We start from the raw sequence: 12733 nt of genomic DNA, 5'->3' as shown, positions 1-12733 counted from the left end.
AACAAGATCGCGGAACGGATCAAATCCGCGATTTCGGCTGCAATTGGTGCCACCATCAACCTAAGGCTTTGTTGCAAGAAGCCGAAACACGCTCCGAGCGCTAATTCCAAGCTCGGCAGCGATGGCCGCCTTCTTCACGCCCGCCGCAGACATCGTTCGGACCTCCTCGGCTTTCGCCCGCGCGGTCGGCGCACGTCCCTTGTAGCGCTTCTCAGCCTTCGCACGCGCGATACCTTCGCGTTGCCGCTCAAGCATGATCTCTCGCTCGAACTGAGCGACGCTCGCGAGGACGTTGAGCATCAGTTTGCCGGTGGGCGTCGCAGTGTCGAGCCCGAGGTTCAGCACCCGGAGATCGACACGTTTCTCCGCCAGCCGGGTTTGGGTCCGGCAGAAGTCATGAACACCGCGGGCGAGACGGGACAGATCGGTGACGCAAAGCGTGTCGCCCTCACGGCTGAACTCGATCGCCGCCTCAAGCGCCGGGCGTGGTCCGACCGAACTGGTCTGCTCCACGAACAGTTTTTCAACGCCTGCCACACTGAGCATTCGCTTCTGCGCCTCCAGCCCGGCTTCCTGTTCAAGGGTGGAGGTGCGAGCGAGGCCGATCAGCATGGGTGTCCTTCTGCGCCAATAAGGTCAGGAGGATTGTGGCACGACCGCGCCAATGGTCAAGCTGGATGTATGTGGCACGCTTCCTCGTGCTGAAGAATGGCTGAAGCGGATGTGCCACATGACCAGGGTTCAAATTCACGGGTGTAGGGCGTTTACCCAGAGCTTCGATTGACAAATTCGGCTGTCGGCCAATTGACGGCTCCGTAATCTACGTAGGGGCCCTCATAGCCAATTATCACAAAGAGCATCATCTGGATGAGTGTGTTCAGCTTTTGAATGTCATCGAGCGTCTTCTGTAGTTTTGCATCAGATGTTGCTCCGAACAGATCATTAGACGTGTGGACTGCCTTATGCCTCTGCCTGTTCCAAGTGGCAAAATAATCACTAGGTATTGTTCCTGTTTCAATATAATTTGACAAGCGATCGCGGACTCTGACGTTGCTCAGTTGATTGACTAGCCCGTTGGTACGGAAGCATATATCATCGCTGAATTTGCGCTTTCTCAACCACCTTCCGACCACTTCCGCAATGAGTTCCACTTTCTCTTTTTCTATTCTTTTGTACTTTACCGGCAGATGGTTTGAGACCCCCTCAATCGCGACACAGAGCCCTACTATTGCAACCTCAAGCGATCCTGCTTGAGCTTCGACCGCATGCATGTATTGGGCTGAACAGGGATGCCAAGCATTTTTCTTGATCTGTCGAAGACAGAATTCGAGGTATTTCGTCAAAAAGTTCAGGGCTGCCCTGGAATTTCCGACATCTCTGAGATCGATCGCTGGTAATAACCTGCTTTTGTGTGGGATCGGGGGAAATCTACGCAATTTTTCGGAGAATCCTCTTGTTGAAAATGCTCCGACATATGCGATCGGCAGTTTTTGTGATAGGAGAACTTGCAACGCTTCGATAACACGCATATCTATATTTTGCGGCAAGCTACTGCCTGCTTGCACTTCGATGTCAATAATGCTGTCGTCCCTGCTTTCAATCTGTATAGTCAATTTCTTACCATCTATCGTGATCTGATTGATGCCGATTAGCGCCAGCCAGGACTTGAAATCTTGGTGAGCCGCCAATATTTTCACTTTGTTGCAATCAGTCGTTGGTTGAACAGAATGCCGGCTCAAATACTCAAGTTCGCCAGTAACTTCGCCCGTGCCGGAAAAATTTATATTGGAGCTAAAACGAACGTTTTCCGCTGTGTATGATGACCCGTTTACTGTCTCCGCAGTCATAGTGAAGTACGATTTGTCATCATACAGCTTTCCGGGCCGTATGTTCATATCGTTCAAAAGTAGACTTATGAAAATACCTTCGTCATAGCGGGCATCGACCCTAAATTTCAATAATCCGTCTTCATCTTGCCAGATGCGCCCGGGACCCGACAGCACAAGAGGTTCATCCTCAGAGTTTTGAGTGAGATTGATATTTTCGACCTCAAGAGAAAAGTCTCTGCTGAGGACATAACTTGCAAATTCAGTCTCATAAGCGCCCACTTTATTACCCCTCATACAGTCAGATGCGCCAGAAGGATAATTTTGGGCTGCAACAATCTCTGCTCTGCTTAGTAGTGATGTCGGAGGGCTCAATCGGTTCTACCCGCGCCGATTCGGGAGCAAGCGATCTGAATGTATTCCGGCATCAACTCGCATCCCAAGATGCCGAAGCCCTCCTCCAGTGCTGCCTTCCCCGTTGAGCCTGACCCGAGGAATGGATCGAGCACGGTTCCTCCAGGCGGCGTGACCAACCGGACGAGGTAGCGCATGAGGTTGTTCGGCTTCACCGTTGGGTGATGGTTGCCGCAGCCACGATCTGATGCGGACGCTTTCGCGCAGTAGAAGAAGCGCGCGGGGTTGATCGCGTCGTTTGGAGCGGACATGGCATCCATCCCGCTGCTCGGCGTGGGATGCGGCTGGCGCGTCGGGCGACGTTGACCGCGGGTTGTGGCCTCGGTTGCCGGACTGCTGAACGAGGAGATCACCGCGTCAGAGCCATCGTGGATGATGTTTGCCGGCCAGCGCTCCGTTCCATCCGCCACGGCAACGCGGCAGCCGTCGATGTTCAACGCTCCGGTACCGTGCTTCAACACGTTCGCCGCGACGCTCTTCTCACTCAACGGTTTGCGGGCGATGATGATCGGCTCGTAGGCCGGCTTAAGCGCGGTTCCGAACCCCTCCCAGCGCCGAGCATCAGGATCGGCGATCTCGACCGTCCGCCCCGTCCACTCCCCTGTTGCCATCTCCCGCAGCAGCGATCCTGGGACCGCACTGCCCTCAGCGGACGGCATCGTTCGACCGGAGTAGTGAGCGCTCCCCTGGCGCAGGCGCTGGATGCCTCGACCAACGCTCGTCGATTTCGGGAAGCCCGTGCCGAACACCCAGGAGATCATGTCGCGAATCTCGAAGCCGGCATCCTCAACCGCAACAACGAGACGGTGGAACGTCCGGGTGCCGCCAAAGGCGACGAGGTACCCACCGGGCTTCAGCACGTTGTAGACGGCGCGCCACGTATCGGCATCGAACGCTACGCCGCCGCCGTCCCAGTCCTGGCCCATGAAGCCATTCGCCATCGCTCGGTAAGGATTCGCGCTGCCGGGCTCACCACCCTTGATTGGCGCAGAGTTCTTCCTGCCGAAACGCTTTGCGATCGAGAGGTGATAGGGGGGATCGGTGACGCAGGCGTCGAACTGCATGCACTCGGCAGCGAGTCCGCGCATGATCTCGCGGCAGTCGCCCTGGATCACCCGAATGGTCGGCGTTGATTGGGGCGGGCCAGACGCCGCTTCCTCCGAGTGCTCATCTGACCGAAGGGTTGAAGCGAGCTTCAGCACCGAGAGCACGGCCACGAGCGAGTTGATGTGGCCCTGCCCCCTTTCAATTTTGATGATCGTTGGCTTCGAGCAACGCGACAGGGCAGCGAGACGCTGCTGAGAAAGGCCAGCGTCCTTCCGGTTCGCGACCAACCATTCTCCTACGTCCTGCTTGTTACTCTGAGCGATGAAGCGATGGCGCAGAACAGCCAGCACCGCGCGCATCGACGCGACAGTGCCGCGTCCGGCTTCCAGATTCTGAACGGTCGCGAGGTCGAGGCGGGCTGATGCGGCGAGAGTCTTCTGGGTGACCTTCCTGCTGCGGCGCGCGCTGCGCAGTTCCTGACCGAGGGCAGCGGCGAGGCTCTCAGAGGGTAGGTTCATTGACCGTTTGGGATCGGAGCGGAAGAAAACCACCGCCAAGATACCCCAGAAACGCTTACCGCCAAGCTGCTCGTGGAGAGCCGTCTGGAGCGGTCGGAGGCGAGATGGCAACGGATTACCAAGTTCGACTGCAGCCTGCCTTGATCTGCCGCCAAATAAGACGCTGCGCAGCGATCGCCCGGATCGTCCAGGCTGAGCAGAGGCGTTTCCGTAAGTCAGCGTTTGTGATCCAACGCGCCCCTACTTCATACTCGCGACGGCTGCTCGGAGAGTATTTGCCAGCAATTCGAATCCACGATCCGGCCCTATTTGCTTGAGCGTCGCATCGATCTTCTTTAGGGTTTTGGTACAAAGTCCCATGAACCTAGCGCGGATGCGAGCGCTGGAAGACGAGTCCTGTGATTTGATAAAAAACCGAAGATATATCGTGACGCCAACTTCGCTAATCCCATGTTTTCTGTCCGCAAGTTGCTCCATTAAATCAAAGACGTGCTCAATTTCGTCGCCTGCTACGTACATCAATCTTTCTACGGGGCGCTCAAGCCAGATTGGTGTTTCAGATGTATTGACATCTACGTCATTCCTTCCGACCCATAACGCTTCAAAGTATGCCCCAATCGACTGCTTTAAGAGTTCAAGTTGCTTCGCTCGCATGCCGGGGCCAAGTGAATTTGCCTCGATTATAAAGCAATTCGCCAACTTGCTCCAGAACTCGCTTTTGTACCGAGGGCCAATATTAGCGTCACCAATCATCTTATTGCAGACGCGCACGGCCTCATTCAAATTGTACCCAGAATGTAGTTCCATATTATACCAACGTCTCATCATAAAAATATCTACATAGTTCAGTCCCTCAGCGGCTCGAAACCACTGTCGCGCTTTCTCGCGGTTGTCTATGCCTAATTCTGAATAAGCCTGCCCGAGCAAAGACCTGACTCGTGGAATTATTAAAAACTTATCATCATCATCCAAAGCTTCGCAGTACTTAACAATAGCTTCGTACTGACGGCTGCGAATTTGCCGTTCGAGACGTGAAATTTTCGCCGCATCCCCTGGAGCGATGGACGAGTCGGAGTTTTTGTAAAGTTGTACTGCGCGAGCGAGATTTTCGTAATACGCAAGTCCTTTAGATGCCTGCGCAATGAAGGGAATCGAGGGTGGAACGAGTTGATACAGGCTCTCCCCACTGGTTTCTTCTTCAGAAGTGGAAACAAAAATCGCGCTACATTCGATCAAGGCATCACGAACATGCTCACTCGAAAATTGAAATAAGCTTGAAAGCGTCGAGAAACTGGCTGGTGAGCCAAGTAGGTAAAGACCAGCTAGGATTTGCCTGGAACGGCTGTCCTGAGATAATCTGTCGTATTCTCTTTGATATAAGTAGCGTCGCGCCTCGTCGCCGCCGCGTTGTTTGAACGTTGCGACTGCGCTCTCATAGCTACCGCAATACTTCCGAAGTCCCAAGAGCGTTTCAATTAAGAGGGGAAGACGATTCGTCTCTTTTTTTATGATTGGCATCTGTTCTCTAGTCGGAGGTTTCAAATCAAACTGCAAGCACCAAGCTTCAACGAAAGCTTGAAACTCAGCGTCGTCTTCTAAGCCTGGAACACCCGTCGACGCCCGTAGAGCATAGGGTGGTTGATAACGCAGAGTGTATAGTATGCGAGTCCGTTTTTTTGCTAGCAGGGCCTTTGAGAACAAGACTTCTTCGCCAGTGTCCTGATGCTTTCTGCTTAGTGCATCAATGTCATCTATAATGAGCAGGCCAGTAAAATTGTCGAAAAGTTCCTTAATCTTATCTTCTAATGTGTCCTCATCTGAAACAAGAGACTGCTCTTCATCGAGAAGACCAGAATGATGGATGATCTGCGCACACTGCTCGCGATAATCGCGAAATTGCATCATCTGGAAATTTTGCTGTCGACCCGTAACCGGATTCAACTCTGTTTCTTTTGCAGATAGGAATATTACGTAGTCTAAGCGCTCTCCAGTAGGAAATGCAATCTGGCTACCATGTTCTGCTATTAGCTTAGACAATTCGAATGCAAGAGTGCTTTTTCCTGATCCGCCAGGGCCGTATAGATACATTCTCGGCTGATCGCCGAAGATGAACCAGTCCCAGAGTGACTCTAGAAGTGACTGGCGTCCGATGAAATTTTTCATCGTCGCCGGAGATGGTGGAAGCGACCTATGGATCGTGACGGTTTCGCCGCTTTCATCAGCTTGTGATGGTAGCGATGTTCTGGCTGAATATACCAACGGCAAATGACGTTGGGCGGCTTCGAGCGTTTCCGCTCGATCTCGAATCCACAAAGTCCCAGCTTTATACTTTCCGAGGTCTCTCTTTAATCTGACGGGTCGTATGAGGGGGCGCTTAGGTATCAGAACCAGATTGATTGTCTTGCCGCCCTCAGCAGTCGATACGGAATAGGATTTTGATAGCAGTTCGGCCCTGATTCCACAAAACTCGAACAGTACTCGATTTAGAGCCTCAATATCGATGGGATTAGCTACACCTGCGATCGTCAGGTCGCCATTTCTAACGCCGAATATAAGTATACCCCCAAACGTGTTGTAAAAAGAAGTGCATGCTCTAACGATTCCGATCCCGTAATCATCGGTGAAATTGCTGGGTATTGTCTCTTTAAAATCTATTACATATGTCTCTTGGGTATGGAAGCAGTTCTTACTCACATCCCAGATGTCGTCTTTTATCAATTCAAAGCTTGAGGGTAAATCTTGCGACTCAATGAATCTAACAATGCTTTTTAATTCCTGTCGCATACTTGCTCGCTTCGATATAGTATGAACTCAAGGATATTTTGAACTATTTGCAAATTATATTAGGACATCGACCGATCCTCGAATGAATGTTGGCGGATTGTTCGCATTGATAGTAGGCTACCTATAAGATAGCGCTTTGATTTTAAGTTGCAATATATAACCGTCGCGGGCCAGTGGGGATTGCTCGGGCTATTTGTGGCAGGCATTCGAGCTTACGTCCAAAATTCATATGTAGGTAGCAATAAACTAGTTGAGACAACCCGCGGTCGGGGCCGTGAAGGCGGAACAGAGAGCCGAGCGTAATCGATCACCGGCTCGCGGGTCCGTTCCCCTAAGTCAATGAACTTCGGGGATATGGAAGGTGCTCTGGGCGTTGAAGAGTGGGCACTGTTCGATCGCCTCGGTTACCTTCTTCGCGGGCTCCGCTCGATCGAAGAAGCTGCTTGGTGGTCTCGTTCATCATAGACGCTCGGGTCCGGTCTGAGCATCCGTCCGGCCACAGCGTTGCACGGGAGCGACGATCATCAGGCGATCAATCGATCCACCGGAAGTTTGGCGTCGGCAGAGAGAAACTCAAAGCGACAGCATGCTCCGGTGATGGCACGATAGCTTCCATGCTACCGCCGATCACCCAAGTTCCGACTTTCGACGCCCTCCTCTGGCCGACGCTCGAAGCCTTGAAGGCCATGGGCGGCTCCGGCTCGAACGAGGAGTTGCTCGCGAAGGTGATCGAGCGTGAGGCAATCCCCGATTCGGTCGCATCGGTCATCCACTCAGACAATCGGCAGACGAAGCTCAGCTACAACCTTGCGTGGGCGAAAACCTACCTCAAGCGTGCAGGAGCGATCGACAACAGCGCCCGCGGCGTCTGGACGATCACCGATGCAGGCGAGCACATGTCGGTGGATGAAGTCGCTGATATTCCGGCACTCGTCCGACGACAGGACCGCGATCGGCGGCGGCAGGACCAGCCCGCAGCCGAGCCACGGACAACGGAAGAGGCGGTCGCTGCTGACGTATCGCCGCCTGAGGATGCGTGGAAGGACCGGCTCCTTGCCGCCCTCCGCTCGATGCCTCCAGATGCGTTTGAACGTCTCGCACAGCGCATTCTCAGAGAGGCGGGCTTTATCAAGGTTGAGGTGACCGGTCGTTCCGGCGACGGCGGGATCGATGGTCAGGGGGTCCTCCGTGTCGCCCTCCTATCCTTCCAAGTGCTCTTCCAGTGCAAACGTTACGTTGGAACAGTTGGAGCGAGCGCGGTTCGCGACTTCCGCGGCGCGATGGTAGGAAGGTCGGATAAAGGGCTGATCCTCACCACCGGATCGTTCTCTAACGACGCGAAGCGTGAGGCAACGAGGGATGGTGCTCCGGCGATCGATTTGATCGACGGAGACAGCCTCTGTGACCTTCTCCGTTCGCTCAAGCTTGGCGTAAGCGTCGAGTTGGTGGAACGTGTTGCGGTCGATGCGGACTGGTTTGCTCGCTTGTAGGCGGACTTCCTTCTGCCCTTCGATGCGCGGCCGTACCTTCGCGTGAAGGCGTCGAAGTGCTCGAATCCTCGTCGCAGCCAACACCGTCCGCCGCATGTTTGGGCTGCCTGTGGCAGCGATGTCATAGGGTCCACCTCGAGGAAAGAGCTTCGTCACCTCGGCGAACGAGACCACCTCGAACAACAACCTCAACCGCTCGCCGGTCGGCGACGAGTGAGCGAAGCGCGTCAGCGTTCGCGCACGTCGAGAGCCGAAACGGTACGGGGATCGCGCGCGGCAGCGCGCCGAGCGCCGTCTCCTATGGGGAGAACAACATCACCTACTTCGAGCGGTTGCCGCCTCTGAGGACGAGGGGCGGACGAAGCCGCCCCGTCGTGATGAAGCCGTCGTTGCTCCGCTTCTTCGCTGCGCTCAAGCGCCTCGCACGTCGTGCTTCATCGAGTTGAAGATAAAATTTGGCCCTCGTTCCTGGTCTATTGTAGAAATAAATCCGTCCACCTTCTTCTATATAAACATGCAGCGGACGCATTTATTAAGGCAATATTCTAACATGAAACTACATGTACTCACTGGCGCGCCGGGGTGCGGCAAGACCCGGAAGATGCTCGACGAGATGATCGCGGAACCGGGCCGTTACCTCCTCTGCTCGCCCCGCACGAGCCTGATCGACGAGCAGGCCGTGTACCTCCGCGGCTCTGCTGCCGCCCTCGACAGAGCCATCGAAGTCATTCCGATCCATTCTGCTCAGAAGGGTCAGCGTGGAGACGTGCTTCGCCGTCTTCGTGAGATTGTTCGCGAAAGTGCGGCGATCAGCGGCGACGACCATCGGATCGTGGTCGTCACGCACGAGGCGCTGTTGACCCTCGATCCGAGTACGATCGCCGGTTGGCACGTGCGAATCGACGAAACACCGAACATCATCGCTTCGGGCTCGATGCGGATCGGCGCAACTTGGAGTAGTGTCGAACGTCACTATACTCTTAGTTTGATCGACGGAACGGGGTGGGCTCGCGTTGTTGATCGCGATGATGTTGCTCGGTTGGACCCGCGGCAGATCGTTGAGGACGATGCCACGACGCTCAACGCTTTCCGCAAGGCGGCTTCGAACCCGAACCGCACCACATTCGTGGACCTGCGTGAATGGAGCGACGCAGAGCGATCCCGTAGTCCGGTGCGGTGGTGGTCGATGTGGTCGTTCACCACCCTGGAGGCGTGTGCGTCGGTGAAGATGACCGCCGCCAGCTTCTCCGACAGCATCGCCTACCGCAGCATCCACAAGTTCGATGCTGAGCGGGTTGAGGTTGTCGAAGTAAACGTCGCCGCCGGAACCCCTCGGGCGCAGCCGAACGTCCTGATCCATTATTTCACGCAGTGCCTGGGCTCGACCGCGTGGTGGGAGGGGGATGAAGGCAGCCACTGCCTCGTACAGATTTCGAGGCATCTGGAGCGCATCGGTTTCGACGGGTTCTGGGCGGCGAACGAAGCTGCCGTCCCCTACTTCCGGCACCGCTTCAACGGAACAAGGTGTCAGCCGAAGCAGGCAGGCACGAACTCGCTGATCCATCACACTGCGAGCATGGCGATCTACTCGAATAAGGCGCAGAACTCCGACGCAGCTTCGATTGAGGTGCTTGGCCTCGATAACGAGGCCATTCGGAGTGCGCGAGAAGATGAGGACGTGTTTCAGTTCGTGCTGAGGGGGGCGATCCGCGATCCCTCATATGGCGGTACTTATCGTGTGTACCTCCACGACTGGCATCAGGCTGAGGCGCTCAGCCGTCGCCTCCGCGCGAGCGGAATCACGAACGACATCGAGATTGTGCCGGTCAACGAGGCCGGAATTCTGGACGTGCAGCGCCCAGCCTCGAAGCACGACGGCGATATCGGATCGAAGATGTGCCCGGAGGCGCTCGGTGATCGAGTAGCGCGGAAGAAGGCCAGAGAACGTGCCCGAGGCGCTCGGCGTCGCAACGCAGCCCGCGAGGAGAAACTGACGGCAGGAACCTACCAGCGGCGCGGCCGACCGCGGAAAGACGAACATCAGCGAGAAGGCGCGCCGGGGACGTGATGTTGAGAGTGCACGGTCGAAGGTGGTGATCTCATCGCCCTTCGAGTTCACCGCCTCCGATCCGACCGCGGGCTGCGCCGAATAACTGGGCGCGGGGTGCCGAAATGGTTCGAGCCTCGCGCACGGTGACCGCTCGCAAGATTTTTAAGACGGACGCGATCCGCCCCGCCGCTCTCGGTCGGTGATCTCGACCACCATCGCCGTGGTGGTGATCGCACCCTGCGCATTAGAGCCGGATCGCGCCAGCGAAACGGGTGATCCTGTCGAAGCTCTGCGTGATCACCCGCACCGACAGCAGATCGCACCCCGACGCCTGGAATTTCGCCGTCTCGCCGATGCGTCCGAGCGGGATCGCCGGGCGGTGATGTTCGCCTTGATGAGCGCGCGGGTGATCGGCGAGAACATCTTTGGGAGGGTGAGACATGAGCGCGACGGGCGGGATGACCCTCCCGAGCAAACCACGGCAGAGGCTGGATTGTTGTTCGCGATCCCCGGATTCAAATTCAATCCCGGATCGTTCCGATGGTGCGGGTGATCGCGTCGGTTCTCGGCGAGAACGCCACCGTCACCCTACTTTCGGTTGCGCCGGATCAGGTTGGGTCGCGCGAAGTGGCTGAAATCTGGAAATTCGTGTGCAGTCATGAGGTCCGCAGCGGGTGGGGAGCGGGCTGTCGCTCCGCAGCCGGAAGCGGATGTTGCCGTACCCGGCGCTCTCCGGCAGGATCAGCCGGTCAACTCGATCTCGGTATAGCGATGACGTGGAACCTGCACTGGCTTGAGGCGTCCGGCGATCTGCGCCCGTGGCGTGAAACGATCATCGCCGAAGTCGAGATTGCACGGCAGGCCATCGCTGGTTTGATGCCTCCCACGAACCTCGACATTCTGATCGAACGCCAGCCGGGCGCGGTAATCCCTGAAACCGGAACGACGGGGCGGGCTTACAGGGGGAACCTATTCTCCATCTCGCTCGATCCGGACAATCCGAACTTCGCACGCTCGCTGAGCGACGGGGACCTGCGCCGGACGGTGGCACACGAGGCCCACCATTGCATGCGCATGGCAGGCCCCGGCTATGGCTGGACGTTGGGTGAGGCTCTGGTGAGTGAAGGGTTGGCGGGTCAGTTCGTCAGCCGCCTGTTCGGCTCGCCGCCTGAACCGTGGGAATGCGCCGTCACCGACGAGGTGATCGCGGCCAACCTCCCGGACAATGCGACCCTCATCGGCAACGGTCATGACCACCGAGTTTGGTTCTTCGGTTTCAAGGGGGAGCGCCCGCGTTGGCTAGGATACACCCTCGGCTACCGGATCGCAGGCGATTGGCTGAACGCACAGGCGAAAGTTGATGGCGTTACCTGGGTCAACGTCCCCGCGCATGAGGTCATCAAGGCCGCCTGCGGACGCACCTTGTCGAACCTCTAACGAGCCTCTGGAATGACCTAGAGAGCGGACCTTCCCAGGGTCCGCAACGGGTCGAAAGCAGAGATCAGGCGTAGGCGACCCAACCCCGGAACGCGAAGCCAACGTAGAAGAGGCTAATGCCGGTGAATCCGGCATCGCGGAGAAGCTGCTCGTCGTCCTCAGGCGAAAGGATTGGCAACCGCTCCGCAATCCCGAACCGTGCAGCCTCTGCCTGCGAACGCTCGATGCCGGATGAAATCGCGAAGGCGGCATACCGTGACATCCAGAGATCGACCTCGCCCTGCGGGATGCTGAAATGCGCGGTCACGAAGGGGGCACCCGACTTCAGGCGATGCCGCACCTCTCGGAGAGTGCGTAGGCGCTCCCGGCGCTCGATGAAGTGCAGGGTCAGAAGGCAGGCTGCGCCGTCGAACGGGCCTTCCGGCGCGCTGTCGATGAAGCCCTGGTGCAACAGTGCTTGGACCGCGAGTTCACCGAGCGTCATCCGAGCGAGGTCGAGCATCGCGGCGGACGGATCGACGCCAACGAACGACCATCCAGGCTGCGCCTCGGCAAACACTTTGAGTTCGAGGCCGCCGCCTGCGCCGAGAACAAGCACCTGCGCGTCGTCCGGCGCACGCTCTGCCAGAAGAAGCCCTGCCATACGTTGCAGGTCGGCGTAGCCGGGCACCATCCGCGGCGGATTTTCGGCGTACCGGGCGACGGCCTGCGGATCGGAAAATGCATCCATGCTCAACGGTAACACGGCGCACGGCCCCTACGAATGTCCCGTTGGATCGAGAGCCGCCCGGCGTGACATTCTCGGGCAGGGAGCGGGATCACCAGCGCCTGCCTGCATGGTGGTGATCTCATCGCACTCCGGCGAGATCACCGCCTTCGATCCGGTCGCAGGCTGCGCCGGATCGATGGGCTCGGGCTGCCTGAATGGTTTGAGTTGCGCGGTCGGTGCCGGCTTGCTTGAATCCCATACATTGGAGGTAATCGCTCGCGGTGATCTCGATCACCAGTTCGTGCCTTGGCGGAAATCCTTCGCGACGCGACGGAGCCGGACCGTGCCAGCGAAGCTGGTGATCTAATCGAACGTCGGGGAGATCACCTGCAACGCCGACAGAACGCCGTCCGGGCCGCGATGTTCTTGTTCAAGGGGCTGAGCGGGATCGTTCGGAG

The 12733-nt window shown here is 57.0% G+C and carries 10 protein-coding genes; 5 read left to right on the top strand and 5 right to left on the bottom strand.

The window, feature by feature from the left end:
- Positions 1–60 precede the first annotated feature (60 nt).
- The 4 genes from ACPCJR_RS21815 to ACPCJR_RS21800 all read right to left on the bottom strand — a co-directional run bounded on the left by ACPCJR_RS21815 (position 61) and on the right by ACPCJR_RS21800 (position 6589).
- Complete coding sequence (locus tag ACPCJR_RS21815; protein WP_391514943.1) at positions 61–612, bottom strand: recombinase family protein; 552 nt, start codon at positions 610–612, stop codon at positions 61–63.
- Between the two features lie 152 nt (positions 613–764).
- Positions 765–2108, bottom strand: coding sequence for a hypothetical protein (locus ACPCJR_RS21810; RefSeq protein ID WP_391514944.1), 1344 nt, complete (start codon positions 2106–2108; stop codon positions 765–767).
- Positions 2109–2197: 89 nt separating this feature from the next.
- On the bottom strand, positions 2198–3805 hold the full coding sequence (locus tag ACPCJR_RS21805; RefSeq protein WP_391514946.1) for a DNA methyltransferase: 1608 nt from the start codon (positions 3803–3805) through the stop codon (positions 2198–2200).
- Positions 3806–4045: 240 nt separating this feature from the next.
- On the bottom strand, positions 4046–6589 hold the full coding sequence (locus tag ACPCJR_RS21800) for a hypothetical protein (protein ID WP_391514948.1): 2544 nt from the start codon (positions 6587–6589) through the stop codon (positions 4046–4048).
- A 614-nt stretch (positions 6590–7203) separates the two neighbouring features.
- On the opposite strand from ACPCJR_RS21800, the gene ACPCJR_RS21795 reads away from it, so the two are divergent.
- The 4 genes from ACPCJR_RS21795 (at position 7204) to ACPCJR_RS21780 (ending at position 11566) form a co-directional block, all read left to right on the top strand.
- Positions 7204–8079 carry a restriction endonuclease gene (locus ACPCJR_RS21795; protein ID WP_391514950.1) on the top strand — a complete coding sequence of 292 codons (876 nt, stop codon included), beginning with the start codon at positions 7204–7206 and terminating at the stop codon, positions 8077–8079.
- Positions 8080–8680: 601 nt separating this feature from the next.
- The gene (locus ACPCJR_RS21790; RefSeq protein ID WP_391514952.1) at positions 8681–10147 is read left to right on the top strand and encodes a hypothetical protein; all 1467 of its coding nucleotides are present in this window, start codon (positions 8681–8683) and stop codon (positions 10145–10147) included.
- Positions 10148–10328: 181 nt separating this feature from the next.
- Complete coding sequence (locus ACPCJR_RS21785) at positions 10329–10682, top strand: hypothetical protein (protein ID WP_391514954.1); 354 nt, start codon at positions 10329–10331, stop codon at positions 10680–10682.
- Positions 10670–11566 (top strand): DUF2268 domain-containing putative Zn-dependent protease, encoded by an 897-nt coding sequence (locus tag ACPCJR_RS21780; RefSeq protein ID WP_391514956.1) that lies wholly within the window; start codon positions 10670–10672, stop codon positions 11564–11566. The genes ACPCJR_RS21785 and ACPCJR_RS21780 overlap by 13 nt, the downstream gene beginning before the upstream one ends.
- A gap of 64 nt (positions 11567–11630) precedes the next feature.
- Here the strand turns inward: ACPCJR_RS21780 and ACPCJR_RS21775 are convergent, their stop codons facing one another.
- On the bottom strand, positions 11631–12296 hold the full coding sequence (locus ACPCJR_RS21775) for a class I SAM-dependent methyltransferase (protein WP_391514958.1): 666 nt from the start codon (positions 12294–12296) through the stop codon (positions 11631–11633).
- Between ACPCJR_RS21775 and ACPCJR_RS21770 the strand changes: the two genes are divergently transcribed.
- Positions 12295–12642 (top strand): hypothetical protein, encoded by a 348-nt coding sequence (locus ACPCJR_RS21770; RefSeq protein WP_391514960.1) that lies wholly within the window; start codon positions 12295–12297, stop codon positions 12640–12642. The two genes, ACPCJR_RS21775 and ACPCJR_RS21770, sit on opposite strands and share 2 nt — an antisense overlap.
- Positions 12643–12733: the final 91 nt, after the last annotated feature.

Origin of the sequence: Methylobacterium sp. NPDC097929 (assembly GCF_049543375.1) — a bacterium.
Classification (GTDB): domain Bacteria; phylum Pseudomonadota; class Alphaproteobacteria; order Rhizobiales; family Beijerinckiaceae; genus Methylobacterium.
This window is presented reverse-complemented; position numbering and strand designations above follow the sequence as displayed.

Coding starts and splice junctions, on each gene's coding strand:
- ACPCJR_RS21780 (WP_391514956.1), top strand. CDS start 10,670: ATGGTGCGGGTGATCGCGTCGGTTCTCGGCGAGAACGCCACCGTCACC.
- ACPCJR_RS21815 (WP_391514943.1), bottom strand. CDS start 612: ATGCTGATCGGCCTCGCTCGCACCTCCACCCTTGAACAGGAAGCCGGG.
- ACPCJR_RS21775 (WP_391514958.1), bottom strand. CDS start 12,296: ATGGATGCATTTTCCGATCCGCAGGCCGTCGCCCGGTACGCCGAAAAT.
- ACPCJR_RS21805 (WP_391514946.1), bottom strand. CDS start 3,805: ATGAACCTACCCTCTGAGAGCCTCGCCGCTGCCCTCGGTCAGGAACTG.
- ACPCJR_RS21770 (WP_391514960.1), top strand. CDS start 12,295: ATGCTCAACGGTAACACGGCGCACGGCCCCTACGAATGTCCCGTTGGA.
- ACPCJR_RS21795 (WP_391514950.1), top strand. CDS start 7,204: ATGCTACCGCCGATCACCCAAGTTCCGACTTTCGACGCCCTCCTCTGG.
- ACPCJR_RS21800 (WP_391514948.1), bottom strand. CDS start 6,589: ATGCGACAGGAATTAAAAAGCATTGTTAGATTCATTGAGTCGCAAGAT.
- ACPCJR_RS21790 (WP_391514952.1), top strand. CDS start 8,681: ATGCTCGACGAGATGATCGCGGAACCGGGCCGTTACCTCCTCTGCTCG.